Source organism: Actinoallomurus iriomotensis, assembly GCF_030269445.1.
Classification (GTDB): domain Bacteria; phylum Actinomycetota; class Actinomycetes; order Streptosporangiales; family Streptosporangiaceae; genus Actinoallomurus; species Actinoallomurus iriomotensis.
Genome location: NZ_BSTJ01000009.1, coordinates 443468 through 467868, shown reverse-complemented (window position 1 = coordinate 467868; position 24401 = coordinate 443468). Strand labels below are relative to the sequence as shown.

The following is a 24401-nucleotide window of genomic DNA, read 5'->3' as shown; positions in this document are numbered from 1 at the left end:
CCCCGGCGCCTGTCCCGGGGCGTCGCGACCTACGGGGCAAGTGGGGGCTGCGTATGGTGCCGATCGCGCCGTTCATCGAACTCATCGGCGAGGCCTTCTCCGTCATCGTGGAGAACCAGACCAAGAGATTAGAGATCGCCGACGCACAGGCGGCCCGCCGATCCGAGAACCGTCACCGGACGGCGGCCGGCGCCATCCAGGGGGCGCTCGTCCTCGTCCAGGCCGGGCAGTTGCTGCACACCTGGCAGCAGAGTCGCCGGCAGCGGCTGGGCGAGCTGGGAGTCCTCCCCTCGGGCTCCGGGACCGCGGCGTACGCGTCGGGCGCCGCCACGAGACTGAGCGAGCTGAAGGAGCTGAAACGGTACGAGGACGAGCTGTCCGCGTATCCGATCATGGGTGGTCCCGGCGTGCTGGCCGGGGCTCTGGCGCTGGACCCGGTACGCCCGCTCGTACTGATCGTCCCGCCGCGCGAGGGCGCCGACGCGACACGATGGGGCGACCGGCTGGTCAACCGCGTGTCCTCCGACCTCGGCCGGTACCACGAGATCCTCCAGGTGCGGATCGCCGACCGGCCGTTCCAGTGGCCCCATGCCGGCCTGTACGCGAACGACCTGGCCCAGGTGCCCACGGTCATCGTCGAACTGCTCTCCGACCGAGAGCGCCTCGACATCCGGGTGGGCGGCTGCCACCTCGGGTTCGACGATCCCCCGGTGCTGCCCATGCGGCCGATGGCGCCGTTGCGGTTTCCCCGCGCCGAGCACTGGAGCGGCGAACTCGTCGACGAGCTCAACCGGTCGGCGCCGCGCCAGGCGTTCACCCTGGTCCCGCCGAGCACCGACGACGAACTGGCGGACCTCAATCACGAACTGGCCGCGCGGGTGTCGACGCTGTGCGCGGTGGCCATGGTCGACTGTCACCATCTGGCCCGCGTGCCGGGGTACGACGAGCGGCTCGACCAGGCGATCGCCGCCGCGGGAGTGGTCGGGACGGACTGGCCGATCAACGGGCTCATCCCGCTGCCGCTGGTCGCCGATCCCGCGTACCACCTGCTCCACCAGGCGTTGCGGCGGCACGCCCGTGGACAGCACGCCGTGGCCGAGGAGGACCTGCGGCTGGCGGTGACGCTGCTCGCGGGCACGGACGCCGCCCCGGAGACATCGCTTCGGGAGTTGGTCGAGGCGGCGTTCGCCACCGGACGGATGCACCACAAACATCTCGCCAAGCTCCGGGAGGCCGTCGAGCGCGTCCACGGTGACCGCCGGCTGCTGGACCTGCTCGACCGCGCGCGGCCGTGGCGGCTGCCCTCCGGTGACGAGCCGGAACCCCAGCCGATCCCGGAGCGGCCCGCGGCCGTCGAGCCGGAGCCGGACCCGGCGTCCGTACCCGTGATCAATCCGCCCGTACAGAGGCCGACGGACGCCGCGCAGCGTGTCCTCAGCCCGCATCCGGGCTGGGTCAACGGCGTGGCCTGGTCACCGGACGGGCGGTTCCTCGCCGCCGCCGCGGACGTCGGGTTCGTGTGGGACACCGCGGACGGCGGCCTGCGCGCCACCCTCATGGTTCCGGGAGCCGTGGTGAAGGCGGTGTCGTGGTCGCCGGACGGGCGGCGGCTCGCCACCTCCGGAGACGCGGTGCACATCTGGGACCCCGCCACGGGCGACCTCCGGACCACGCTCGAACCCTCCGGCACGCGCGGAAACGTGGCATGGTCGCCGGACGGTCGCTGGATCGCCGCCTGCGCTCGGGGAGGACGCCTGGGAATCTGGGACGCCGCCACCGGCGAGCTGCGCCACTCGCTGCTCAGCCATCCCTTCGGGGGCAGGTCCGTCGCCTGGTCGCCCGACGGCCGGCGGCTCGCCACCACCTGCTCCCACGAAGAGGTGCTCATCTGGGACCCGGTCACCGGCGAGGAGGTCGGGAGCTTCTCCGCGGACAAGAATGACACCCCCATCGGCTCGGTCGCGTGGTCGCCCGACGGGCAGCGGATCGCCGGGGTCAGCAATGGGGGCGCCCGCCTCCTCGTCTGGGACACGGCCGCACCAAGACCGAAGTTCTCCGTTCGCGTCCGGAAGCTTGCCTCCGTCGCGTGGTCACCGGCCGGCGATCGCTTCGCCACGGGCCACACTCACCAGATCATCAACCTCTGGGACCCGGCGACCGGTGACGTGACCCGCACGCTCGCCGGCCACATCGCGACCCGCTCACTCACATTCCGGACCATGCCGGTCGCGTGGTCACCCGACGGGCGCCATCTCGCCTCCGGCGGCGTCGACCGTACCGCGCGGATCTGGGACGTCTGACTCGCTCAGGGCTGAGCCCCGTACGGCCGTACGGGAAGACGGGCCGACAGGTCGGCGCGTTCGCCGCTGGCGCTGATCCGGTCGCGGGCCTCGTCCCAGGTCGTACGGCCCGTGGCGAGCATGATCCAGGTCTTGGCGTCGGTCTCGATGACGTTGGGCGGCGTGCCGCGGGTGTGCCGGGGGCCCTCGACGCACTGCACGGCGGCGTACGGCGGCACGCGCACCTCGACCGAACGGCCGGGGAAGTCGGTCGCCAGCCGCTCGAGCAGGACCCGGGCGGTGACCCGCAGGGCGGTGCGTACGGGTTCCTCTCCGGCGTCGTACGCGGCGAGGACGGCCGCGACCAGGGCGTCCTCCAGACGAGCGTCGGGCGGTGGCGCCTCGTCGGCGCGGCCGAGGGCGATGAGCTGCTCGTCGAGGGCGGCACGCAGCCGCTCCGGTCTCAGTCGGGCCATGGCGGGACCGACGGTACCCGGTCAGCGGGCGCCCGCGGTCAGTGATCAGATGTTGTTGCTGTGATCAGGGTGTTTATGGGAGATTTTCGGGATTGCCGTGCCTGGTCGCGGTCACGAGCCCCCCGATGCAAGGAGCCCCCATGCGGGTCCCCCGCCGTTTCCTCCTCGGCCTCACCGCCGTCGCATGCGTGTCCGTGCCGCTGTCCGGCGCGGTGGTCGCACCGCGGGTGGCGGTCGCCATGGCCGCCGACAACGGCATCCGGGGCCAGTACATCGTCACGATGAAGGACACGAGCGAGGTCTCGCGCGCGATCGCCTTCCCGACGGTCCATCGGTTCGGCAAGGGCTTCGCCGCGAAGCTCTCGGCGGCTCAGCTGGACCGGCTCCGGCGCGACCCCGGCGTCGCCGCGATCGAGCAGGACCAGGTCATGAAGACCTCCACGACGCAGACGAGCCCGACGTGGGGCCTGGACCGGATCGACGAGGCGAAGCTGCCGCTGTCGCACACCTACACGTACAAGCACACCGCCTCGAACGTGGACGCGTACGTGATCGACACGGGCATCGAGACGACGCTGAGCCAGTTCGGCGGCCGGGCGGACACCGTGTACGGCAACGAGGACTGCAACGGCCACGGCACGCACGTGGCCGGGATCATCGGGTCCACGTCGTACGGGGTGGCCAAGAACGTACGGCTGCACGCGGTGCAGGTGCTCGACTGCGACGGCTCGGGCAGCACCTCCGACGTCATCGCGGGCGTCGACTGGGTGCGGAAGAACCACGCGGCCAAGTCGGTCGCCAACCTCTCGCTGGGCGGCTCGAAGTCGACGGCGCTGAACGACGCGGTCACCGCGCTGTCCAAGTCCGGCGTGTTCGTCGCGGTGGCGGCGGGCAACGACGGCGCCGACGCCTGCAAGGGCTCACCGGCCAGCGCCGGGAGCGTCGAGGCCGCGGCGGCCAGCTCCTCCAGCGACACCCGCGCGTCGTTCAGCGACTACGGCGCCTGCGTGGACGTGTACGCGCCCGGCGTGAACATCAAGTCGACCTACCAGGGCGGCACCGAGTACCTGAGCGGCACGTCGATGGCGTCCCCGTTCGTGGCGGGCGTCGCGGCGCTGTACAAGTCGGCGTACGGGCAGGCGTCGTTCGGCACGATCCAGAAGTGGATCACCGCGCACGCCGTCAACGGCGTGATCAAGAAGAACAAGTCCGGCACGCACAACCGGCTGCTGAACAAGAGTTCGCTCTGACCTGGACACCAGAAGGGCCGGTCGCCCCCGCGACCGGCCCTTCTCGCTGCCGTGTCAGGCGACCGGCACGGCCTCCGGCTCGACGACCACCGGCGTACGGCGCCGGGCGCGCAGCGTGGCGAGGCTGAGCGGAGCGCCGACGAAGACGATCGCGGCGGCGATGAGCAGCGCGAGCTGGTAACCGGACAGGAACGCGTGGACCGCCGTCGCGCCGCCCCGCAGTACGGCCGCCTGGCGTGAGGTGAGGATCGCGCCGACGATCGTGACGCCGAGCAGGCCGGAGACCTCGCGCGAGGCGTTCATGACGGCGGAGGCGGCGCCGGCACGGCCGGGTGGCAGCACACCGATGATCGCGTCGTTGAGCGGCATCATCGTGAAGCCGGAGCCGATGCCGAACGCCACGAACGCGGGCATCAGGTCCATGAAGTGGCCGTGCTCGCCGACGAACGAGAGCATGATCAGACCGGCCGTGTTCAGCGTCAGCCCGAGCGCCACCGTGACGTGCGTGCCGATCCGCCGTGCCAGCACGCCGGCGACCGGGGCGATCGCGGCCATCATCAGGGCCATCGGGATGAACGCCGCGCCCGCCTCGGTCGGGGAGAAGCCCAGGATGTTCTGCAGGTACATCGCGGTGAAGAAGTAGACGCCCATCACGCCGAAGCCCCAGAGGATCATCGCGCCGGTGCCGCCGCTGAAGGTGCGGATGCCGAAGAGGGAGGGGTCGACCATCGGGTCCGCGGTGCGCCTCTCGACGATGACGAACGCCACCGCGGCGACGGCGGCCAGGGCGAACGCGCCGAGGATCACCGCCGAGGTCCAGCCCTGGTTGTGCCCCTCGATCAGCGCGTACGTGACGGAGAACAGCGCGACCGCCGAGGTGACCAGGCCGGGCAGGTCGAGCCGGCGCCGTACGGCGTCCCGCGACTCCCGCATCGAGATCGCGATGATCGCGACCGTGACGACGCCGACCGGCACGTTGATCAGGAAGATCCAGCCCCAGTCCCAGCGGTCGCTCACGAAGCCGCCCGTGAACGGGCCGAGGGCGAGGGCGAGAGCGCTGACCGCGCTCCAGACGCCGACCGCCCGGCTGCGCTCCTTCGGGTCGGGGAAGGTCGACGAGATGATCGCGAGCGTCGAGGGGATGCTGGCGGCGGCGCCGAGGCCCTGGAGCACGCGGGCGACGATGAGCATCTCCTGGCTGGTCGCGAGTCCGGCGATCAGCGAGGCGACGGTGAAGACGGCGATCCCGCCGACGAAGAGCCGCCGGCGCCCGTACACGTCGGCGAGCCGGCCGCCGACCAGCATCAGCCCCGAGAAGACGAGGATGTAGCTGCTCACGATCCACTCCAGGCCGGAGATGGACAGGTGCAGGTCACGCTGGATCGACGGCAACGCGACGTTGACGACGTTGTTGTCCAGGAAGGTCATGAACGTTGCCAGCGCGACCCCCACCAGGGTCCACCAGCGTCTCGTCGGGGCCATTCCCCGCTCCTCTACGTTGTTCTTATACGTTGTACATGTACTGCGTATAAGACCCTGTACGACGTATAGTTGTCAAGTGGCCACTGGAGAGGAACGGGCTCGGCTGAGCCGGGAGACGGTCGTCGACGGGGCGCTGGCGCTGACGGACACGGAGGGCCTCGACGGCCTGACGATCAGGCGCCTCGCCCAACACCTCGGCGTTACGCCGATGGCGCTGTACTGGCATTTCAAGAACAAGGAAGAGCTGCTGGACGGCCTCGCCGACCGGCTGTGGTCGCTCGTGGACACCACGGTCGACCCGTCCGCGCCGTGGCCGTCGCGGCTGCGGACGCTGATGAACTCGATGGTCGACGTGCTGCGGGCGCACCCGTACGCGGCGTCGCTCATGGTGACGACGCAGCCCGAGGCGGCACAGCACTGCTTCGACATCATGGAGGCGGCGCTGAGGATCCTCGCCGACGCGGGCTTCACTCCGGCCGAGGGCGCGATGCTGTGCCGGCACGGGCTCCGCACGGTGACGACGCTGGTCATCGGCGACCCGGGCCTCAAGCCGCAGCAGACGGAGGAGGAGGCCGCGGAACACCTCCGCCGCAAGCGTCTCAGCATTGAGACGCTTTCGCCGTCGCGCTATCCCTGCCTGATCGCCGCGGCCGGCCCGTTCACCAAGATCGACGACCCGGAGGCGGAGTTCGCCTTCGGCATCGACCTGTTCGTGGCGGGCGTCGAGGCCCTGGCCGCCAGGCGTTAGCGGGAGGCCCCGCGACTAAGGTGATCAAGGTGGCTGAGCTCGAGGAGTTGCCGGTCTTCGTCTACCACCCGGACCCGGTGGGAACGGGCTCGATCAAGGCGTCGGAGCAGGCGTGCGACAACTGCTCACAGCGGCGCGGCCTCGTCTACACCGGCCCGGTGTACTGCGAGGAGGAGGTGGCGGCGCTCTGCCCCTGGTGCATCGCCGACGGCAGCGCGGCCGAGCGGTTCGACGCCACCTACTGTGACGTTCTCGGACCCCCGGAGATCGACGGCACGGTGGTGGACGCGATCGCCAGGCGCACCCCGGGTTTCTCCGGGTGGCAGCAGGAGCGATGGTTGTTCCACTGCGGCGACGGCGCAGCGTTCCTGGGCCCGGCGGGCGCGCGTGAGCTGCGCGGAGACGAGCCGGCGCTGTCGTCGTTGCGGGCCGAGCTCGGCGCGCACCGCTGGACCGACGACCAGATCGACGGCTATCTGAAGGCCCTCGACCGCACCGGCCAGCCGACGGCGTACCTCTTCGAGTGCCGCTCGTGCGGCACCCACCTCGCGTACTCCGACTTCACCTAGGCGAGCGCCGCGACGACCTGCCTGGTGGCCTCGGCGATCAGCGGCTCCCTGGGCGGGGCGCCGTACCCGGATCGGTCGGACATGACGGCCAGTACGAGCGGGGCGTTGTGGGGCGGCCAGACGATGGCGATGTCGTTGGCCCGTCCGTAGTCGCCGGTACCGGTCTTGTCGGCCACCTTCCAGCCCTTGGGGAGGCCGGCGCGGATGCGCGTGGCGCCCGTGGTGTTGCGTTCGAGCCAGTCACTGATCAGGGTGCGCCGGTCGGCGGTCAGCGCGTCGCCGAGCACGAGTGCGCGGTAGTCGGCGGCGATCGCCCGTGGCGTGGTGGTGTCGCGCGGGTCGTGAGGCGGGATCCGGTTCAGCTTCGGCTCGTAGTCGTCCATGCGGCTGACGGTGTCGCCGAGTTCCCGCAGGTAGGCGGTCAGCCGTGCGGGGCCACCGAGGTCGCGCACGAGCAGATTGCCGGCCGTTCCGTCGCTGTGGCGTATGGCGGCGTCGCACAGCTGCCTGATGGTCATCCCGGTCGCGACGTGGTGCTGGGTGATCGGCGAGATGGAGTCGACGTCGGCCCTGGTGTAGGTGACGCGCTTGTCCAGGTGGACGAGCGGGTTGCGGTGCAGGACCGCCGCCGCGGCGAGCGTCTTGAAGGTGGAGCAGAACGCGAAGCGCTCGTCGGCCCGGTAGGCCACGACGGCGCCCGTGCCGGTCGCCAGGGCGTACACGCCCAGCCGGGCGTCGTGCCGGCGTTCGAGCGCGGCGAACCGCGAGAGGTCCGGCGCGCCGCGACCCGGCGACGGGGACGACGGCCGGGCGGTCGAGCGACGATCCGCGCCGCACCCCGCGAGCGGCAGGAGAGCCGCGGACACCAGAAGCGCGCGGCGATTGGTGCTCTGAACTGCTGCGATATGCGTGCTCATATTAATGCTCAATCGATTCCAATATTGGACACAATCGGTGGAGCTCTGATCTTCTCTCATACATGCGCACTGGCTCACCACGATCTCGAACGGCGCTCGGCGCCGCGGGACTCGCCCTTTCCGCCCTTGTCGCCGTCACCGGCTGCGGTGACGCGACCGCCCAGAAGGCCGTGCCGCGGAGCGCCACAGCGTCGCTCCGCGCGCCCGCGACCTCGCCCGCGTCGTCCCAGGCGGAGGTCGGCCGGCGGCTCCACGGGCTCGAACAGCGGCATCACGGACGGATCGGCGCGTACGCGATCGACACCGGGACGGGCCGGGTCCTGAGCTACCGGTCCGGTGAGCTGTTCCCGGAGGCGTCGACGTACAAGGCCATGGTGACCGGGGCCGTGCTCCAGAAGGCGCGCCGGTCCGACCCCGGGCTGATGGACCGGGTCGTCCACTACACGCGCGACGACGTGGTGGCCAACTCGCCCATCACCGAGCAGCACGTGGACACCGGCATGACCGTGGCCGACCTGTGCGACGCGGCGATCACCGTGAGCGACAACACGGCGGCCAACCTGCTGCTCAAGCAGGTCGGGGGGCCGTCCGGGCTCACCGCGTACTATCGTTCGCTCGGTGACCCGGTCAGCCGGCTCGACCGCTGGGAGACCGACCTCAACATCTGGCGGCCCGGAGAGAAGCGCGACACCACCATGCCCTCCGTCTACGCCCGCGACCTGCGGGCGCTCACGCTGGGCAACGCGCTCGCGCCCGCCGACCGCACCCGTCTGGTCGGCTGGATGAAGGCCAACACGACCGGCAACGCGCGCATCCGGGCCGGGCTGCCGAAGAGCTGGACCGTCGCCGACAAGACCGGGACCGGTTCGACGTACGGCGCCACGAACGACATCGCGGTCGCCTGGCCGCCGTCCGGCGCTCCGGTGGTCATGGTGATCCTCACCAACAGCCGGGCCGCGGACGGTGCCACCGACGAGAAGGCCGTCGCCGAGACCGCGACCGTACTCGCCCACGGGCTCGGCCGGGCCGGTTAGATCTCGATGCCATCCGGCGGCCCGGCCGTCTCCGTCGCGTCCCGCCCGGCCGGCACGCCGCCTCCGGCCGGGCGGGACGCCGCCGACCGCCGGGCGATCGCCGTAGGCGTGGGCGTGCAGGTCGTCTCGGCGCTCGGCTACTACGCGGTGATGGGGCACCTCGTCGCCCATCTGCGGCACGACGTGGGCCTGCTCGCCGGGACGATCGGCCTGGCGCTCGGCACCCGGTTCCTCGTTCAGTCCGCGCTGCAGCCGCCGCTGGGGGCGCTGATCGACGTGCTCGGAGCGCCCCGGACCGGGGCGCTCGCCTGCGCGCTCCGCGTCGCGAGCTTCGCGCTGCTGGCGACGACGGACGGGCCGCTCGGCCTGTTCGGCGCGGCCTGCCTGCTCGGCGCGGGCGGCGCACTGTTCGTACCGGCCGTACAGGCCATCATCGCCGGGACGTCCCCCGCGCGCCGACCGGCCGGTTTCGCCGCCTACCTGATCAGTGGCCAGGTCACCGCCATCGTGGCGCCGCTCGTCGGACTCGCCGTCCTGAGAGACGGCGGCTTCGGACCTCTCGCCGCCGGCGGAGCCGGGTGCTGGGCGATCGCCGGCGGCCTGTTCCTGTACGTGGGCGGACGCCGCGGTCCTGGGGCGGATCGGGTCCCGGCCGGAGCTCGTACGGCGACGTTCCGGGGCATGGCGGCCGTCGTTCGCGACCGGGCGTTCCTCCGGTTCGCCGGGGCGACCGCCGCCAGCATCCTGCTCGCCGGGGAGACGACGACGGTCGTGCCGCTCAAGGGTTTCGGGTCGAACTGGACGACCGTGTTCTTCTGCGTCGCCGCCGCGGCCACGGCGGCCGTGCAGCCGTGGTGCGCCGCCGGGAGCCGCGCCGACCGCCCACGAGTCCTCCAGACGGGACTGCTGCTGATGGGCGCGTGCTACCTGGCGCTCCTTCCGCTGGAGGGGAACGGCGACGTGCCGCAGGTCGCCGGCCTGGTGGCGGCCGCCGCTCTGGCCGGAGCCGGGCAGGGCCTCATGCAGTCCTCGGTCTTTCAGTCCATCGCCCGGTACGCGCCGCCCGAACGGATCGGCGCCTACCTCGGGGTGTCCTCGTTCGTCTCCGGCATGGTCGTGTTCGCGGGCGATCCCGCGGTCGGGTCTCTCTTCGACATCGGGCCCGCGGGGGCGGCCACCGCGCTGGCCGCGCTCGCCGTCCTCGGGCCGCTGTCGGCGGCGGCCTGCGCCCGGCCTCTCATCCGTGTCGGACCAGCGGAGATAACGAATTAACTATCGAACCCGTGCATCGATATGATCGGCGGTCGTGAACCTGGTGGGGCATCTGAACTGCTTCGTCGTGGTCGCGGAAGAACTCCACTTCGGCCGCGCGGCGGAGCGTCTGGGCATCGCCCAGCCGCCGTTGAGCCAGCGGATCCAGCGGCTGGAGAAGGAACTCGGGGTCCGGCTGTTCGACCGGTCGAGCCGGAAGGTGGAGCTCACCGCGCCGGGGCGGCTGCTGCTGGAAGAGGCCCGTGAGATCCTCGTCCGCGTGGACCGCGTCTACTCCGTCGCCGAGCGGGCGCGCCTCGGCGAGGTCGGCGCGGTACGCGCGGGCCTGCCGAGCGATCTGGGCGGCCCGATCGTCGCCGCGCTGATCGCCGCGTTCCGCGAGCAACGCCCGGACCTGCGGCTCGAACTGCGCGAGACCGGGACGGCCGAGCAGATCCGTGCCCTGGGCGAGGGCGCGCTCGACGCCGGCATCGTCCGGCACCCCTGCGACACCCGCGACCTCGAACTCGGCCCGATGCTCGGCCAGCCGGTCGGCGTCCTCCTGCCCGCGTCCTCGCGCCTCGCCGCCTCCGCCGAGGTCCACCTCGCCGACCTGGCAGGGCACGACCTGGCGGTGTTCCCGCGCGACGAGGCGCCCGGGGCGTACGACGAGTTGCTGGCCACCTGCCGCCGCCACGGGTACGCGCCGCCCGCCGTACACCAGGCGCGGCATCCGCAGTTCGCGCTGGGTCTCGTCCTGGCGGGGACGGCCGTGGCACTGGTGCCGCGCACCGAGGACGCCGCCGGGGCGACCTGGCGCCCGCTGCTCGGCGAGCCGATCACCTGGCGAACGTCCTGTGTGTGGCGGCCCTCCCGCGACCCCGACCAGGCCCGCGCCATCGCCGACTTCACCGCCGTCGCGACCGCCGTACTGCGCCGGGAGGCGGGCATGGCCCCACTCGACGCCGCCCCCGCCCGCCGCGTCGTCCAGCGCCCGGCCTCGGGGTTCCTCGCATGAGCGCGCCCGGCGAGCTGCGAACGGACGTGCACGCGCGAATCGAGGCGGCGTTCCGCGACGCCGGGGTGACCGGTTTCCTGCATGCCACCGACATCGACACCGGACGGCAGGTGGCGGTCCACGCCGACGAACCGGTCGTGCTCGCGTCCGTCTTCAAGGTGCCGCTGCTCGTCGCCTTCCACCGGCAGGCCGCCGAGGGCCTGCTCGACCCGACCGAACCCGTCACCCTGCCTCCCGGGGATCGCACGACCGGACCGACCGGCGTGTCCGTGCTGCTGGACGAGGTCCGCATGTCCCTGCGCGACCTCGCCTGCTTCATGATCACCGTGAGCGACAACACCGCCGCCGACGTCGTACTGGACCGGGTCGGGCTGGAGGCCGTCAACGCGACCGCCGCCGACCTCGGCCTGCCCGGCACGGCCGTGGACGGCAGCGGCCGCGACCTGCTCGACAGCCTGTTCACCGACGCCCGCGCGAGCACGTTCGGCGAGGTCTGGGCCCGGCTGGACGAACCCGGCATGCTCGACCGCCTGCGCGCCCTCGACCCGCTCCGCACCAGCCACAGCACACCCCGCGACATGACCCGGCTGCTGGGCCTGATCTGGCGCGACGAGGCCGCCCCACCCGCCGAGTGCGCGGCCATGCGCCGCCTGCTGGGCCTCCAGGTCTGGCCGCACCGGCTGTCGTCCGGCTTCCCGTACGACGACGTGGTGGTCAGCGGCAAGACGGGGACGCTGCTGACGATCCGCAACGAGATCGGCGTGGTCGAGTACCCCGACGGCGGCCGCTACGCCGTGGCCGTGTTCACCCGCTCCCTCCTGCCGATCGCCGTCCTCCCACAGGCCGACGCCGTCATCGGCACCGCCGCCCGACTCGCCGTCGAATGGCTCCGCCGCCCGTAGCCCGTGATCGGGCGCGAGCGATCATCCGCGCTCTACGAATCTCTCGCCAGGCCCGCGGGCGGACACGGTACGCCGGTGACCCGCGGTCCTGGGCGACGCGGACGGCTGAGGTTCGATCGGGCAAGGGCGGGCCGCGCCGTCGCGGGTCAGCGCTTGGGCTTGCCCTCGCTCAGTTCCGTGACCGCCTGGGCGACGCGGCGTTCGCGGGTCTCCGCCTTCTTGGCCTGTTCGATCCAGGTCACGTACGCCTTCTTGCGCGACGGGGACAGGCCCTCGAAGCAACGTTCGGCCTCCGCGTCGCCGTGCAAAGCCTTGGCGAGATCGTCTGGTACGGCCACCTCACGCGGAGAGTCGTCGGGTTCGACGTCCACGTCCACCTCGTCACCGGCGTTCACCCCGGCGGCCTCGCGGTTCTCCGCGCTGAGCGGGATCTTGGCCACTCCCCGCATCGTCCCGACGGTGCTGGAATAGGTGTGACCTTTTATGGTGACCTTCACGGGCGGGCGTTTGCCGCCTCCGAGCGCCTCCATGACTTCGGCCGGAACGTTGATGCCGGTAGCGGTCTTGCCGTCCAGTCGTACCGTCGCACGGAACCTCATGCCGAGATTATGCAACAGTGGCGAGTCCCGGATCGCTCTGCTTGGGTCGAGACGGGGGACAGGCGGTCTCCGGACGGCGGAGGTGCACTGGGATGACCGTCGAGGACTTCGGGCGCTGGAGCCGCCTTGCCAATGGGCATTGACGACTCCGACACCCACGTCGAGGCCGTCGAGAAGGAAGCGGACCGCCCCGCAGCGGTGACGCAGCCGGACCGGCCGGGCGTCGACGGCTACCCCTCCCGTGCCGACAGCCGAAAAGGCGCCGCGGCCGCCAACGACGCCATTGCCGCCTCGGACCGCGAGGACGGACGAAAGGGCATCGTCGGCGATGGACCGTCGGACGATATCGCCCGCGTCGCCGACCACGATGACGGCGAGGCAGAGCGAGGTATCCTCGCGAGCCTCAAGCGTGCCTTCACTTCTGAGCGGGTCGACGACGGCGAGGAACCGGCCGAAGTGGTGGACCGGCCGGACTTCCAGGACCCGCGGGAAGATCCGCGGTTGGTTCCCGACCGCTACGACACTCCCCTGGAGCGCACGGACGGAACCCGTACTCCGTTGTTCCGCGGCGAGCCCACGCGAGAACAGACCAAGCAGGGTGATCTCGGCGACTGCGGGATCATCGCGACGCTCGGCGCCGTCGCCGGCCACCGGCCTGAGGCGATACGCGACTGCGTACGGGAGACCGACGACGGCAACTACGAGGTACGGCTGCACGAGGCCCGATATTCGATGTCGCGCATGCGACCTTGGAATAGCCATGGCACCATCTGAAATGTTTTTGAAACACGGCAGGCAGCGGAATACGTCCATTGGCAGCTTCGGCGTTTTCAACGCCGCCATGCTTCCCGATGGATCTCATGTCGGTGACACCTTCCAGGTCAGCGACCAAACATGGAAACTGGACCGCGTCGAAGGCCTGGGAAGCCGTGACTGGACGGTCGTGCTGACCAAGGTGGAATAGGCCCGCCCTGTCTCCGACCGCCTTACGGACGCCGATCGAGTTTCGAAATATTTCGATACGTTCGCCGGCTTACGACAGGTCACGGATCGACCTAGGGGCAAGGGAGAGAAGAGGCGACCCGTACGGGCGCCGAGGTACATACCGCCAACGGGCCTCGGCGACGGCGGACCGCCCGCGCGCCCACTGGCGCGCCCACCCATCCCCCCGTGCCTCATGGCCTCGGGTGATACCTGCCCAGACCGTACGCCGTCCGGCTTTCATCCGCTTTCACGGCCACCGCCGTTCCGCCGGCGCCGTATTCGGCAGGTCACGGCCATGCGGGTGAACGACGTCACGAGATGGCCGAAAGATTTCGAAATCTATCGTTGACGCGATGTCGTATCGGGCGCACACTCGCCCCAGCGATCGGCACTTCTCGCCACGCGAGAGTCGCCGCCGGCGGTTCTCGCGGCGGGTTCACGGCCTGGCTCCCCGCCAGCGTTCACGAGGAGGAAGCACGCACATGAACGACAGTCGCGCCTACCCGAGGAAGGGCCGCGGACGCGGTGGCATCAGGCTGCTCGCCCACGCGGTCTGCGCCGTGGCGCTGGTCGTGGCCGGGGCGCTCATGCCCGGCACGGCCAACGCCGACACGGTCATCTCCAGCAACCAGACCGGCACCAACAACGGCTACTTCTACTCGTTCTGGACCGACGGCGGCGGGTCGAGTTCCATGACCCTCGGGTCCGGCGGCAACTACGGCACTTCATGGAGCAACGTCGGGAACTTCGTCGCCGGCAAGGGCTGGAATCCCGGCGCACGCAGGACCGTGACCTACTCCGGCAGCTTCAACACATCGGGCAACGCCTACCTGTCCCTGTACGGATGGACGACGAACCCACTCGTGGAGTACTACATCGTCGACAACTGGGGCAACTACCGGCCCACGGGCACGTACAAGGGCACGGTGACCACCGACGGCGGCACCTACGACATCTACGAGACGACCCGCTACAACGCCCCCTCGATCATCGGCACCGCGACGTTCAACCAGTACTGGAGCGTCCGGCAGTCCAAGCGAACGGGCGGGACCATCACGACCGGCAACCACTTCGACGCGTGGTCCCGCTACGGCATGAACCTGGGCACCTTCAACTACCAGATCCTCGCGACCGAGGGCTACCAGAGCAGCGGCAACTCCAACATCACTCTGGACTCCTCGTCCGGCGGCGGTGGCGGTGGCGGTGGTGGTGGCGGTGGCGGCTGCACCGCGACGCTCTCCGCGGGCCAGCAGTGGAGCGACCGCTACAACCTCAACGTCGCCGTCTCCGGCTCCAGCAACTGGACCGTCACCATGAACGTCCCCTCCCCCGAAAAGATCATCGCCACCTGGAACACCAGTCCAAGCTGGGACTCCAGCGGCCAGGTCATGACCGCCAGACCGAACGGCAACGGCAACAACTGGGGCGTCACCATCCAGACCAACGGCACCTGGACCTGGCCGACGGTCTCCTGCACCGCGAGCTGAGAAGGACCTGCTCACCATGCGCACCGAACGGAAGAGACGCTCCTTCCTCCCGATACTGGCCGTCGCCGCGATGGCCGTCGCGAGCCTCGTCGGCTTGGGCCTGAACGCCGCACCCGCACACGCCGCCACGTGCACCGGGTACGTCGGGCTCACCTTCGACGACGGCCCGTCCAACGACCACACCCCGGCCCTGCTCAACGCGCTCAGACAGAACGGGCTGCGGGCCACGTTGTTCAACGAGGGCCAGTACGCCGCCGCGTACCCGGCCCAGGTCCAGGCCGAGGTCAACGCCGGCATGTGGGTCGGCAACCACAGTTACACCCACCCGCACCTGATCCAGGAGACCCAGGCGCAGATCGACTCGGAGGTCTCCCGGACCCAGCAGGCCATCGCGAGCGCGGGCGGCGGCACGCCGAAGCTGTTCCGCCCGCCGTACGGCGAGACCAACGGGACACTCCAGTCGGTCGAGGCCAAATACGGCCTCACCCAGGTCATCTGGGACGTCGACTCGCAGGACTGGAACGGCGCCAGTGTCGACGCGATCGTGCAGGCGAACGCCCGGCTCACCAACGGTCAGATCATCCTCATGCACGAGTGGCCCGCCAACACGCTCGCCGCGATCCCGCGCATCGCGCAGACGCTGGCGAGTCGCGGCCTGTGCGCCGGAATGATCTCCCCGCAGACCGGCCGCGCCGTGGCCCCCGACGGCGGTGGCGGCGGCGGCGGTGGCGGTGCCTGCACCGCGACGCTCTCGGCCGGCCAGCAGTGGAGCGACCGCTACAACCTCAACGTGGCCGTCTCCGGCGCCGGCAGCTGGACCGTCACCATGAACGTTCCCTCCCCCGAAAAGATCATCGCCACCTGGAACATCAGCCCGACCTGGGACTCCAGCGGTCAGGTGATGACCGCCAGACCGAACGGCAACGGCAACAACTGGGGCGTCACCATCCAGACCAACGGCACCTGGACCTGGCCGACGGTCTCCTGCACCGCGAGCTGACGAGAACCGTGAGGGCCGCTCCACGAAAAGGAGCGGCCCTCACCGACGAGCTCACGACCAGGCGAGCATCCTCATCGGGTCCTCCAGCATGGCGCCGACGTCGCGCAGGACGGCCGAGCCCAGCTCGCCGTCCACGATGCGGTGGTCGAACGACAGCGCCAGCGTCGTCACCTTGCGGATCTTGATCTCGCCCTCGTGGACCCACGGGATGTCCCGTATCTGGCCGAAGGCGAGGATGGCCGACTCTCCCGGGGTCAGGATCGGGGTGCCCGCGTCGACGCCGAAGACGCCCACGTTGGTGATCGTCATCGTGCCGTCGGACAGGTCGGCCGGTGTCGACTTGCCCGCGCGGGCCGTCGCGGCGAGGTCGCCCAGCGCCCTGGCCAGATCCGGCAGCGACAGGTCCTGGGCGTCCTTGATCTTCGGGACGACCAGGCCGCGGTCGGTGGCCGCGGCGATGCCGAGGTTCACGTAGTGCTTGACCACGATCTCCTGGGCCGCCTCGTCCCACATCGAGTTGATCATCGGGTGCCGGCGGGCCGCCAGCAGGAGCGCCTTGGCGACCAGCAGCAGTGGTGAGACCTTGACGCCCTCGAAGTCGGGCAGGTCGCGCAGCCGCCGGACCGCGTTCATCGTCTCGGTGACGTCGATCTGGAGCCACTCGGTGACGTGCGGCGCGGTGAACGCCGACTGCACCATCGCCGCCGCGGTGTGCTTGCGGACGCCGCGCACCGGGATGCGCTCCTCCCGCTCCCCGGCCGAGCGCGCCGGTGCGACGGCAGGAGCCGAGGAGGCCGCCTGCTGGATGTCGTCCCGCGTGATCGACCCCTGCGGCCCGGTGCCGGTGATCGCGGCGAGGTCGACGCCGAGGTCCTTGGCGAGCTTGCGCACCGGCGGCTTGGCCAGCACCGCGGCCCGCGACCCGCCGCCGTTCGGCGACGGAGCGGCCGCCGGCCGTACGGCAGGAGCCGCGGCGTCCGGCCTCTTGCGCGCCCGCCGCGTCGTCGTGCCCGGCTTCACCCCGTACCCGACCAGCACCGGCACGCGTTTCTGCTGCTGCGGCGCGGTCGGGTCGACCTTCGGGGCGATGCTGCCCACCGTGCCCGGCTCCTGAGCGCTCTCCGGCGGCGGCGCGGTCACCTGGTTCGCGGTCTCGGCGGGCGCCGAGCCGCCGACGTCGACCGTGATGATCGGCACGCCGACGTCGACCGTCGTGCCCTCGGACACGAGGAGCTCGGTGACCGTTCCCTCGTACGGGCACGGCAGCTCGACCACGGCCTTGGCCGTCTCGATCTCCAGGATCGTCTGGTTGACCTCGACCGTGTCGCCGGGCTGGACGTGCCACTTGACGATGTCGGCCTCGGTGAGCCCCTCACCGACGTCCGGCAGCTTGAACTGCTTCAGCTCACCCATGCGTCACCATTCGAAGGTCCGGTCGACGGCGTCGAGGACGCGGTCGAGGTCGGGCAGGTAGTGGTCCTCCAGGCGCGACGGGGGGTACGGCGTGGAGAAGCCGCCGACCCGCAGCACCGGGGACTCCAGGTGGTAGAAGCACTTCTCGGTGATCCGGGCGGCCAGCTCCGCGCCGTACCCGTTGAAGACCGGCGCCTCGTGCACGACCACGCACCGGCCCGTACGGCGGACCGAGTCCATCACGGTCGACTCGTCGAGCGGGTTCAGCGAGCGGATGTCGACGACCTCGATCGAGCGTTCCTCGTCGGCCTGCGCCGCCTCGAGGCAGGTCTTGACCATCGGCCCGTACGCGAGCAGCGTCACGTCGGTGCCCTCGCGGGCGACGACCGCCGACTCGAACGACGCCGCCGCCGACAGGTCCAGCTCGACCGGCGCCTTGTCCCAGTAGCGCCGCTTCGGCTCGAAGAAGATCACCGGGTCCGGGCAGGCGATGGCCTGCTGGATCATGGTGTACGCGTCGGAGGGGTTGGAGCAGGCGACGACGCGCAGGCCACCGGTGTGGGTGAAGTACGCCTCGGGAGACTCGCTGTGGTGCTCGACCGCGCCGATGCCACCGCCGAACGGGATGCGGATCACGACCGGCAGCTCCAGCGTGCCGAGGGAGCGCATGCGCATCTTGGCGAGCTGGGAGGTGATCTGGTTGAAGGCGGGGAACACGAAGCCGTCGAACTGGATCTCGCACACCGGCCGGTAGCCGCGCAGCGCGAGGCCGATGGCGGTGCCGACGATGCCCGACTCCGCGAGGGGCGTGTCGATCACGCGTGCCTCGCCGAAGTCCTTCTGCAGGCCGTCGGTGACCCGGAAGACGCCGCCGAGCTTGCCGACGTCCTCGCCCATGACCAGGACCTTGGGGTCGTTCTCCATGGCCTTGCGCAGGCCCTCGTTCATGGCACGGGAAAGAGACAGGGTCTCGGTGCTCAACGTCGAGCTCCCCTCATGCCGGACCGGTGAAGTGCGCCGTCGCGCTTCATCTGGTCACCTCCTCGAAGGAACCAAGATAGGACGTGAACTGATCACGCTCGCCGGCCAGCAGCGAGTGGTCCGTCGCGTAGACGTTCTCCCAGATCGCCGTCGCCTCGGGATCGGGCAGTTCGAGACAGCGTCTGCGCACGTCGGAGCCGATCGTTTTGGCCTCGTCGTCGATCGACTCGAAGAAGTCCTTGTCGGCCATCTGGTTCTTGACGAGATAGGCCTTGACGCGCTCGATCGGGTCCTTGAGCTTCCAGGCCTCCAGCTCGGCCTCGAGCCGGTAGCGCGTCGGGTCGTCCGTCGTCGTGTGCGCGCCCATGCGGTACGTGAACGCCTCGATCAGCGTCGGGCCCTGGCCGCTGCGCGCGTTGTCCAGCGCCTTGCGCGTCACCGCGAGCACGGCGAAGACATCGTTGCCGTCGACCCGGATGCCGGGGAAGCCGAAACCCTCCGCGCGCCGGTACAGCGGGATCCGCGACTGCCGCTCCAGCGGCTCGGAGATCGCCCACTGGTTGTTCTGGCAGAAGAACACGATCGGGGCGTTCTGCGCGGCGGACCAGACGAACGACTCGTTGACGTCGCCCTCGCTCGTCGCGCCGTCGCCGAAGTAGACGATCGCCGCGTCGTCGCCGCCGTCCCGCTGGATGCCCATGGCGTACCCGGCGGCGTGCAGGCTCTGGCTGCCGATGACGATCGTGTAGAGGTGGAAGTTGTGCTCCCTGGGGTCCCAGCCCGAGTGGTTGACCCCGCGGAACAGGCCCAGCACGCTCACCGGATCGACGTCGCGGCACCAGGCCACCCCGTGCTCCCGGTAGCTCGGGAACGCCATGTCGGTCGGCCGCAGCGCGCGCCCGGAACCGATCTGCGCGGCCTCCTGGCCGAGCAGTGACGCCCACACGCCCAGCTCACCCTGCCGGGTCAGCGCCAGCGCCTCCTGGTCCAGCCGCCGCACGATCACCAGATCGCGGTAGAGGCTCTTGATCTCATCGGCGGTGAGCTCCACGTCGTATTCGGGATGTTCGACGCGCTCGCCCTCGGGGGTGAGCAGCTGAACGAGTTCGGGTGGGGCGGATGGGGATTGTGCACCGGTGCTCGGGGGCGCACCGCGCGCGGCGTCGATGGTCACGTGGCCACTCCTCGTGCGTTCAGGGCCGGTCCGCGGGATCACCGCGTCCGGCCTGGTTACGCGCCGCCCATCCCGCGGATCTCGGCGAGTACGGGCGCCGTATCACCGTCATCGTGGCAGACACCTCCAAGTGGGGCGCAAGCCACGACGGCTACGGGAAACGTACCCGGAACGTTGTGCCGTGCCACCAACGCCATCGGGGGTAGGGATTCGCTAGGGGAGGTTCGCCATGACTCTCTTCGAGCTCCCGGGCATGTTGATCGACGGCGGGTGGCGGCCGGCCGGGGAGAAGGGGACGGCGGAGGTCCGGTCCCCGTACGACGGGTCCCTCGTGGCGCGGGTGCCGGCGGCCGGAACCGGCGACGTCGACCAGGCCGTGGCGGCGGCCCGTACGGCCCTGGCCCGCGACGACTTCCCGCGCACCGACCGGATCCGGGTGCTGGAGCAGACCGCCGCCGCGCTGAACGACCGGCTGGAGCACTTCGCCCGCGCCATCGCGTGCGAGGCGGCCAAGCCGATCACGACCGCGCGAGGGGAGGCCCGGCGGGCGGTGGAGACCTTCGCGTTCTCGGCCGCCGAGGCGCGTCGGCTCGCCGGCGAGGTGGTGCCCATGGACGCCTCCGCGGCCGGGGTCGGCAAGCTCGGCTTCACGCTGCGGGTGCCGGTCGGCGTGGTCGCGGCGATCTCGCCGTTCAACTTCCCGCTGAACCTCGTGGCGCACAAGATCGCACCGGCGATCGCCGCGGGCTGCCCGGTCGTGCTGAAACCCGCCTCGCAGACGCCGGTGTCGGCGCTGCTGCTCGCCGAGCTGCTGGACGGCCTCGGCGTGCCGCCGGGTTGGCTCGGCGTGGTCACCGGCTCCGGTTCGGTCGTCGGCGACGCGCTGGCCGTCCACGACGATGTCGCGTACGTCACGTTCACGGGGTCGGCCCCGGTGGGCTGGGCGCTCGTGGCGAGGGCGCCGCGCAAGAAGGTACGGCTGGAGCTGGGGTCGAACTCCCCGCTGATCGTGGAGACGGACGGCGACTGGGCGCGGGCCGCGCGGAAGGCGCGGACGGCCGGGTTCTCCCACGCGGGGCAGTCGTGCATCTCCACGCAGCGGATCTACGTGCACGAGGACGTCTCGGACGAGTTCACCGCGGCACTCGTCCACGGCGTGAAGAGCCTGCGGCTCGGCGACCCGCTGGACGAGCACACCGAGGTGTCCGCGCTGATCAGCAGGGACGACACGGCACGCGTCGTCGAGTGGATCGAGGAGGCGGTCGCCGCGGGCGCGAAGGTGCTGTGCGGCGGCGACGTCACCGCGGACGGCCTGCTGCGCCCGGCGGTGGTCGAGGACGCGCCGCCGACCGTACGCCTCCAGCGCGAGGAGGTCTTCGGGCCGGTCGTGACGCTCACGCGCTACCGGTCCTTCGATGAGGCGCTGTCGCTCGCGAACGACGCCCGGTACGGCCTGCAGGCGGGCGTGTTCACGTCCGACCTCGGCAAGGCGCTGAGAGCCGCCCGCACGCTGCGGTTCGGCGGCGTACTGATCAACGAGGTGCCCACGGCACGCGTGGACCAGCAGCCGTACGGCGGCGTGCGCGACTCCGGCAACACCCGCGAGGGCCCGGCGTACGCGATCCGGGAGATGACGGAGGTACGCCTCATTTCGCTGGAGCCCTGAACCGCCGGCGGAGCCTCGAACGGCGACCCCACGCTCGCGGCGACGTCCCCTACCGGAGACCCATCGCCGGACTAGTCTCGGAGGCATGGGCAGGACCGCGTACGGCGTCGTGCTTGTCTCCCTTCTCTCGGCGGTGGGGTGCGGCTCCGGTACGGCCCGGCCCCACGGCCCCTCGCCCGCCCCGCCGGGCAAGGCCGTGCCGGCGGCGTCCTGGCCGACCTACCACGGCGGGAACGACCGGGCCGGCTGGGTGGCGGCCTTCCCCGATCCGCGACGGCCGACGACCGCCTGGAGCGCGAAGCTCGACGGTGCGGTGTACGGCCAGCCGATCGTCGCGGACGGAACGGCCTACGTCGGCACCGAGAACGACACGGTCTACGCGCTCGACCCGGCCACCGGGCGGCAGCGCTGGAAGCGGCACCTGGCGACCCCGATGCCGCTGTCGCGCCTGCCGTGCGGCAACATCGACCCGCTCGGGATCACCGGCACGCCCGCGTACGACGCGGCCACCCGCACGGTGTTCGTCGCCACCGAGAGCACCGGCGCCCGCCACACCCTCGTCGCGCTGAACGCCGGCGACGGCGGCATCCGCTTCCGCGAGAACCTCGACGTCGCCCCCGGCCGGGACCCGAAGGCCGAGCAGCAGCGCGGCGCGCTGGCGGTCGCGGGCGGCCGTGTGTACGTGCCGTTCGGCGGCCTCGACGGCGACTGCGGCGACTACGTCGGCTACGTCACCGCGTCGCGTACGAACGGGGCCGGCAAGGTCTCGTCGTACGCCATCCCGACCAGCCGGGAGGGCGGCATGTGGGCGCCGTCCGGGCCGGCCGTCGACGCGGCCGGCGACGTGTACGTGGCCAGCGGGAACGGCGCCAGTCTCGGCGGCCCGTACGACGGCAGCGACTCCGTCGTGCGCCTGTCGCCCGACCTGAGCCGCCGCATCGGCTACTTCGCGCCGAAGAACTGGGGCGAGGAGAACAGCGAGGACCAGGACCTCGGTTCGACCGGCCCGCTGCTGCTGCCCGGCGGGAAGGCGCTGATCGCCGGCAAGACGGGTGACGTCTACCTGCTCGACACGGCGAACCTCGGTGGCATCGGACGGCAGCGCGCGTCGCTGCCCGGCTGCGTGTCGTTCGGCGGCATGGCGCGGGCCGGTTCGTCGGCGTTCCTGCCCTGCCAGAACGGCGTGCAGCGCATCGACGTCTCCGGCGACACGCTGCACCGCGTGTGGACCGCCTCGTCCTCCATCGTGGGCTCACCGGTCGTCGGCGGGAACACGGTGTGGACCCTGGACGCGAAGGCCGGCGTGCTGCACGCGCTGGCGCGGTCGACCGGCCGCCCGGTCGCGTCGGTGAACGTCGGGCCGGCCAGCCGGTTCGCCTCCCCGACCCTCGCCGGATCACTCGTCCTCGTCCCCACGATGAACGGAATCGTCGCGGTACGAGCGCGCTAGTCGCGCCGCAGCACCCGGGTGGCGCCGGCCGCGACGGTCAGGCCGAGGAGGAAGCCCGCCGCCACCAGCGCGTCGGCGATCCACAGGTAGACGCCGTGCGGCGCGAACTCGCTCTCCTGCCCGAGCGAGCCGACCGGCAGGAGCAGGTCGAGCGTGTACAGGAACGGGTTGAACTCGGTGTTGTGCCCCGGTTCGGTGATCTTCGGGTGGTGCTGGAAGATCACTGTCCCGAACGCCAGGAGCGCCACGAGCCAGGCGCCGGCCAGGAACGGCCGGTAGCCGTAGCCGACCGTCCAGTCCTGGACGTACCCCCACACTCGCAGCGGCACGGTCTGGGTGGAGCGGCGGCGGCGCTGCTTGGCGAGCAGCACCAGCCGGCGCTCGCCGTCGTGCCCGAGCGTGCGGTAGGTCTCGGCGAGCCGCTCGTACGGCTGGGGCACGTACCCGTCGCCGTCGCGCTCCAGCCACTTCAGGCGTTCGCCCGCGGTCAGCGGCGGGTCGATCGTGTCGTACGTGAGGCCATCGAGGGTGTAGCGCGGGGCCCAGGACAGCGGGTCGTCGCGGAGCAGCTTGATGCGGGCGTACCGCATGTCGACCGTGCCGGCGATGGGCTCGGCCGGGCGCAGCAGCACCTCCTCCGCCTGGAGCCGCTGGAGGCTGAGCGCGACGCCGGCGGGGTTCTTCATCCGGCCGCCGCGCAGGCTGAGCAGGCCGCCGACCCGCGCGCCGGACAGGCTGACCGCTCCCTCGGCGCGGAACCCGTCCGAGCAGTAGATGTCGGTCTCGATGCTCAGGTCGTCGCAGTTCAGCGCCGTACGGCCCGGGTGGCTGATGGACGCGCCGACCAGGGAGAGGTAGCCGCCGATCCGCCCGCCGCGCAGCCGGATCTCCCCCTCGGCGGAGAACCCGCCGTCGCAGAAGACGTTCGCCGCGACGGAGAGCCGGCTCGCGTACAGCGCCTGGCCCTTGGGGTTGCGCAGCCGCGCGCCGCGGAAGATCAGCTGGCCGCCGACCTGCGCACCCGGCAGGCGCACCTCGCCCTCGACGGTGAAGCCCTGGTCGCAGTAGACGTTGTTGTCCACGACCAGCCGGTCGGCGAGCAGCGGCGCGTCGCCGGTCGGGTGGGACAGGTGCGCGGCGGTGAGGTTGAGGATGCCGGTGATGCGGCAGCTGTCCAGCCAGACGCCGCCGTAGATGTGGCTGCCCTCCAGCCACAGGTGGCCGTCGATGCGGGCCCCGGAGGCGACCAGGCCCGGCAGCCGGCAGCGCATGAGGTGGACGCTGCGCAGCTGCGCCCAGTACAGGTGCGGCGCGTCCGTGAGCTGGCAGGCGGTCAGCGCGAGCGGGACGGTCACGTGGGCGTGGCCGAGGTTGAGCGTGCCGGTGATGCGCGCTCCGGTCAGGCGCACCGCCGCGACGTGTCCCGGCTCGTCCTCCTGGGCTCCGAGGAGCAGGGAGGAGATCACCTCGGCGCGGACGGTGCGCTCGGGCCCCCAGGCGTTCGTGCTGTCGAAGTCGTGGTCACCGCCGGACAGGTCGACCGGCTCGCCGCGCGGGAACGCCTCCCAGAGAAGACGTTCCGGTTCGGTCAGCTCATCGATCTGCATCAACCGTGACTCCGGAGGCAGGGGGGATTGTGGTGAACCATCCATGTATAGCGCCTCACACCGACGTAACGGGGTCCAGGCGCCGTGCCGTACGCTTCGGTGCCGTACGAAATC

General features: G+C 71.2%; 22 protein-coding genes. 14 read left to right on the top strand and 8 right to left on the bottom strand.

What is annotated here, in order from left to right; genetic code table 11:
• Positions 1–53 precede the first annotated feature (53 nt).
• Entirely contained in the window at positions 54–2300 is a 2247-nt protein-coding gene (locus tag QSK37_RS34665) for a WD40 repeat domain-containing protein (RefSeq protein ID WP_285629545.1), read from the top strand.
• A 5-nt stretch (positions 2301–2305) separates the two neighbouring features.
• Here QSK37_RS34665 and QSK37_RS34660 read toward each other — a convergent pair whose 3' ends face one another.
• Positions 2306–2755, bottom strand: a complete 450-nt coding sequence (locus QSK37_RS34660) for a sterol carrier family protein (RefSeq protein ID WP_285629544.1) — start codon at positions 2753–2755, stop codon at positions 2306–2308.
• 140 nt (positions 2756–2895) lie between these two features.
• Between QSK37_RS34660 and QSK37_RS34655 the strand changes: the two genes are divergently transcribed.
• Positions 2896–4005, top strand: coding sequence for a S8 family peptidase (locus QSK37_RS34655; protein ID WP_285629543.1), 1110 nt, complete (start codon positions 2896–2898; stop codon positions 4003–4005).
• 54 nt (positions 4006–4059) lie between these two features.
• Here the strand turns inward: QSK37_RS34655 and QSK37_RS34650 are convergent, their stop codons facing one another.
• Positions 4060–5487, bottom strand: coding sequence for an MFS transporter (locus QSK37_RS34650; protein WP_285629542.1), 1428 nt, complete (start codon positions 5485–5487; stop codon positions 4060–4062).
• 76 nt (positions 5488–5563) lie between these two features.
• On the opposite strand from QSK37_RS34650, the gene QSK37_RS34645 reads away from it, so the two are divergent.
• A complete protein-coding gene (locus QSK37_RS34645) occupies positions 5564–6235 on the top strand; it encodes a TetR family transcriptional regulator (protein ID WP_285629541.1) in 672 nt (223 codons plus the stop codon).
• A 29-nt stretch (positions 6236–6264) separates the two neighbouring features.
• A complete protein-coding gene (locus tag QSK37_RS34640; RefSeq protein ID WP_285629540.1) occupies positions 6265–6804 on the top strand; it encodes a CbrC family protein in 540 nt (179 codons plus the stop codon).
• Here the strand turns inward: QSK37_RS34640 and bla (QSK37_RS34635) are convergent.
• Positions 6801–7721: a class A beta-lactamase gene (gene bla, locus QSK37_RS34635; RefSeq protein ID WP_285629539.1), complete on the bottom strand. Its 921-nt coding sequence runs from the start codon at positions 7719–7721 to the stop codon at positions 6801–6803. The two genes, QSK37_RS34640 and bla (QSK37_RS34635), sit on opposite strands and share 4 nt — an antisense overlap.
• Positions 7722–7783: 62 nt before the next feature.
• Here bla (QSK37_RS34635) and bla (QSK37_RS34630) point away from each other — a divergent pair, with 62 nt between their 5' ends.
• Genes bla (QSK37_RS34630) through QSK37_RS34615 form a run of 4 tightly spaced genes read left to right on the top strand, consistent with a single transcriptional unit; the run spans position 7784 to position 11926 of the window.
• Complete coding sequence (gene bla, locus QSK37_RS34630; protein ID WP_285629538.1) at positions 7784–8755, top strand: class A beta-lactamase; 972 nt, start codon at positions 7784–7786, stop codon at positions 8753–8755.
• Between the two features lie 6 nt (positions 8756–8761).
• Positions 8762–10027 (top strand): MFS transporter, encoded by a 1266-nt coding sequence (locus QSK37_RS34625; RefSeq protein ID WP_285629537.1) that lies wholly within the window; start codon positions 8762–8764, stop codon positions 10025–10027.
• A gap of 34 nt (positions 10028–10061) precedes the next feature.
• Positions 10062–11024, top strand: coding sequence for a LysR family transcriptional regulator (locus QSK37_RS34620; protein ID WP_285629536.1), 963 nt, complete (start codon positions 10062–10064; stop codon positions 11022–11024).
• Positions 11021–11926, top strand: a complete 906-nt coding sequence (locus tag QSK37_RS34615) for a serine hydrolase (RefSeq protein WP_285629535.1) — start codon at positions 11021–11023, stop codon at positions 11924–11926. Before QSK37_RS34620 ends, QSK37_RS34615 begins: the two co-directional genes overlap by 4 nt.
• 146 nt (positions 11927–12072) lie before the next feature.
• Here QSK37_RS34615 and QSK37_RS34610 read toward each other — a convergent pair whose 3' ends face one another.
• Positions 12073–12525 (bottom strand): YdeI/OmpD-associated family protein, encoded by a 453-nt coding sequence (locus QSK37_RS34610; RefSeq protein ID WP_285629534.1) that lies wholly within the window; start codon positions 12523–12525, stop codon positions 12073–12075.
• A 132-nt stretch (positions 12526–12657) separates the two neighbouring features.
• Between QSK37_RS34610 and QSK37_RS34605 the strand changes: the two genes are divergently transcribed.
• The 4 genes from QSK37_RS34605 to QSK37_RS34590 all read left to right on the top strand — a co-directional run bounded on the left by QSK37_RS34605 (position 12658) and on the right by QSK37_RS34590 (position 15996).
• Positions 12658–13299, top strand: a complete 642-nt coding sequence (locus QSK37_RS34605; protein ID WP_285629533.1) for a hypothetical protein — start codon at positions 12658–12660, stop codon at positions 13297–13299.
• Positions 13286–13489: a DUF6406 domain-containing protein gene (locus QSK37_RS34600; RefSeq protein WP_285629532.1), complete on the top strand. Its 204-nt coding sequence runs from the start codon at positions 13286–13288 to the stop codon at positions 13487–13489. Before QSK37_RS34605 ends, QSK37_RS34600 begins: the two co-directional genes overlap by 14 nt.
• A 502-nt stretch (positions 13490–13991) precedes the next feature.
• Positions 13992–14996 carry a glycoside hydrolase family 11 protein gene (locus QSK37_RS34595; protein ID WP_285629531.1) on the top strand — a complete coding sequence of 335 codons (1005 nt, stop codon included), beginning with the start codon at positions 13992–13994 and terminating at the stop codon, positions 14994–14996.
• A gap of 16 nt (positions 14997–15012) precedes the next feature.
• On the top strand, positions 15013–15996 hold the full coding sequence (locus QSK37_RS34590) for a polysaccharide deacetylase family protein (RefSeq protein ID WP_285629530.1): 984 nt from the start codon (positions 15013–15015) through the stop codon (positions 15994–15996).
• 51 nt (positions 15997–16047) lie between these two features.
• Here the strand turns inward: QSK37_RS34590 and QSK37_RS34585 are convergent, their stop codons facing one another.
• Genes QSK37_RS34585 through pdhA form a run of 3 tightly spaced genes read right to left on the bottom strand, consistent with a single transcriptional unit; the run spans position 16048 to position 19564 of the window.
• A complete protein-coding gene (locus QSK37_RS34585; protein ID WP_285629529.1) occupies positions 16048–17409 on the bottom strand; it encodes a dihydrolipoamide acetyltransferase family protein in 1362 nt (453 codons plus the stop codon).
• A 3-nt stretch (positions 17410–17412) separates the two neighbouring features.
• The gene (locus QSK37_RS34580; RefSeq protein ID WP_285629528.1) at positions 17413–18390 is read right to left on the bottom strand and encodes an alpha-ketoacid dehydrogenase subunit beta; all 978 of its coding nucleotides are present in this window, start codon (positions 18388–18390) and stop codon (positions 17413–17415) included.
• A 46-nt stretch (positions 18391–18436) separates the two neighbouring features.
• Positions 18437–19564, bottom strand: coding sequence for a pyruvate dehydrogenase (acetyl-transferring) E1 component subunit alpha (pdhA, locus tag QSK37_RS34575; protein WP_432705626.1), 1128 nt, complete (start codon positions 19562–19564; stop codon positions 18437–18439).
• 229 nt (positions 19565–19793) lie between these two features.
• Here pdhA and QSK37_RS34570 point away from each other — a divergent pair, with 229 nt between their 5' ends.
• Positions 19794–21230: an aldehyde dehydrogenase family protein gene (locus QSK37_RS34570; protein WP_285629527.1), complete on the top strand. Its 1437-nt coding sequence runs from the start codon at positions 19794–19796 to the stop codon at positions 21228–21230.
• Positions 21231–21315: 85 nt separating this feature from the next.
• Positions 21316–22680 carry an outer membrane protein assembly factor BamB family protein gene (locus tag QSK37_RS34565; protein ID WP_285629526.1) on the top strand — a complete coding sequence of 455 codons (1365 nt, stop codon included), beginning with the start codon at positions 21316–21318 and terminating at the stop codon, positions 22678–22680.
• Here the strand turns inward: QSK37_RS34565 and QSK37_RS34560 are convergent.
• Complete coding sequence (locus tag QSK37_RS34560) at positions 22677–24287, bottom strand: hypothetical protein (protein WP_285582224.1); 1611 nt, start codon at positions 24285–24287, stop codon at positions 22677–22679. The genes QSK37_RS34565 and QSK37_RS34560 overlap by 4 nt on opposite strands.
• Positions 24288–24401 lie beyond the last annotated feature (114 nt).

What these genes read in the sequence shown, in the direction of transcription:
- QSK37_RS34665 (WP_285629545.1), top strand. Translation starts at nt 54, where the DNA reads ATGGTGCCGATCGCGCCGTTCATCGAACTCATCGGCGAGGCCTTCTCC.
- QSK37_RS34660 (WP_285629544.1), bottom strand. Translation starts at nt 2,755, where the DNA reads ATGGCCCGACTGAGACCGGAGCGGCTGCGTGCCGCCCTCGACGAGCAG.
- QSK37_RS34655 (WP_285629543.1), top strand. Translation starts at nt 2,896, where the DNA reads ATGCGGGTCCCCCGCCGTTTCCTCCTCGGCCTCACCGCCGTCGCATGC.
- QSK37_RS34650 (WP_285629542.1), bottom strand. Translation starts at nt 5,487, where the DNA reads ATGGCCCCGACGAGACGCTGGTGGACCCTGGTGGGGGTCGCGCTGGCA.
- bla (WP_285629539.1), bottom strand. Translation starts at nt 7,721, where the DNA reads ATGAGCACGCATATCGCAGCAGTTCAGAGCACCAATCGCCGCGCGCTT.
- bla (WP_285629538.1), top strand. Translation starts at nt 7,784, where the DNA reads ATGCGCACTGGCTCACCACGATCTCGAACGGCGCTCGGCGCCGCGGGA.
- QSK37_RS34625 (WP_285629537.1), top strand. Translation starts at nt 8,762, where the DNA reads ATGCCATCCGGCGGCCCGGCCGTCTCCGTCGCGTCCCGCCCGGCCGGC.
- QSK37_RS34615 (WP_285629535.1), top strand. Translation starts at nt 11,021, where the DNA reads ATGAGCGCGCCCGGCGAGCTGCGAACGGACGTGCACGCGCGAATCGAG.
- QSK37_RS34610 (WP_285629534.1), bottom strand. Translation starts at nt 12,525, where the DNA reads ATGAGGTTCCGTGCGACGGTACGACTGGACGGCAAGACCGCTACCGGC.
- QSK37_RS34605 (WP_285629533.1), top strand. Translation starts at nt 12,658, where the DNA reads ATGGGCATTGACGACTCCGACACCCACGTCGAGGCCGTCGAGAAGGAA.
- QSK37_RS34600 (WP_285629532.1), top strand. Translation starts at nt 13,286, where the DNA reads ATGGCACCATCTGAAATGTTTTTGAAACACGGCAGGCAGCGGAATACG.
- QSK37_RS34595 (WP_285629531.1), top strand. Translation starts at nt 13,992, where the DNA reads ATGAACGACAGTCGCGCCTACCCGAGGAAGGGCCGCGGACGCGGTGGC.
- QSK37_RS34590 (WP_285629530.1), top strand. Translation starts at nt 15,013, where the DNA reads ATGCGCACCGAACGGAAGAGACGCTCCTTCCTCCCGATACTGGCCGTC.
- QSK37_RS34585 (WP_285629529.1), bottom strand. Translation starts at nt 17,409, where the DNA reads ATGGGTGAGCTGAAGCAGTTCAAGCTGCCGGACGTCGGTGAGGGGCTC.
- QSK37_RS34570 (WP_285629527.1), top strand. Translation starts at nt 19,794, where the DNA reads ATGACTCTCTTCGAGCTCCCGGGCATGTTGATCGACGGCGGGTGGCGG.
- QSK37_RS34565 (WP_285629526.1), top strand. Translation starts at nt 21,316, where the DNA reads ATGGGCAGGACCGCGTACGGCGTCGTGCTTGTCTCCCTTCTCTCGGCG.
- QSK37_RS34560 (WP_285582224.1), bottom strand. Translation starts at nt 24,287, where the DNA reads ATGCAGATCGATGAGCTGACCGAACCGGAACGTCTTCTCTGGGAGGCG.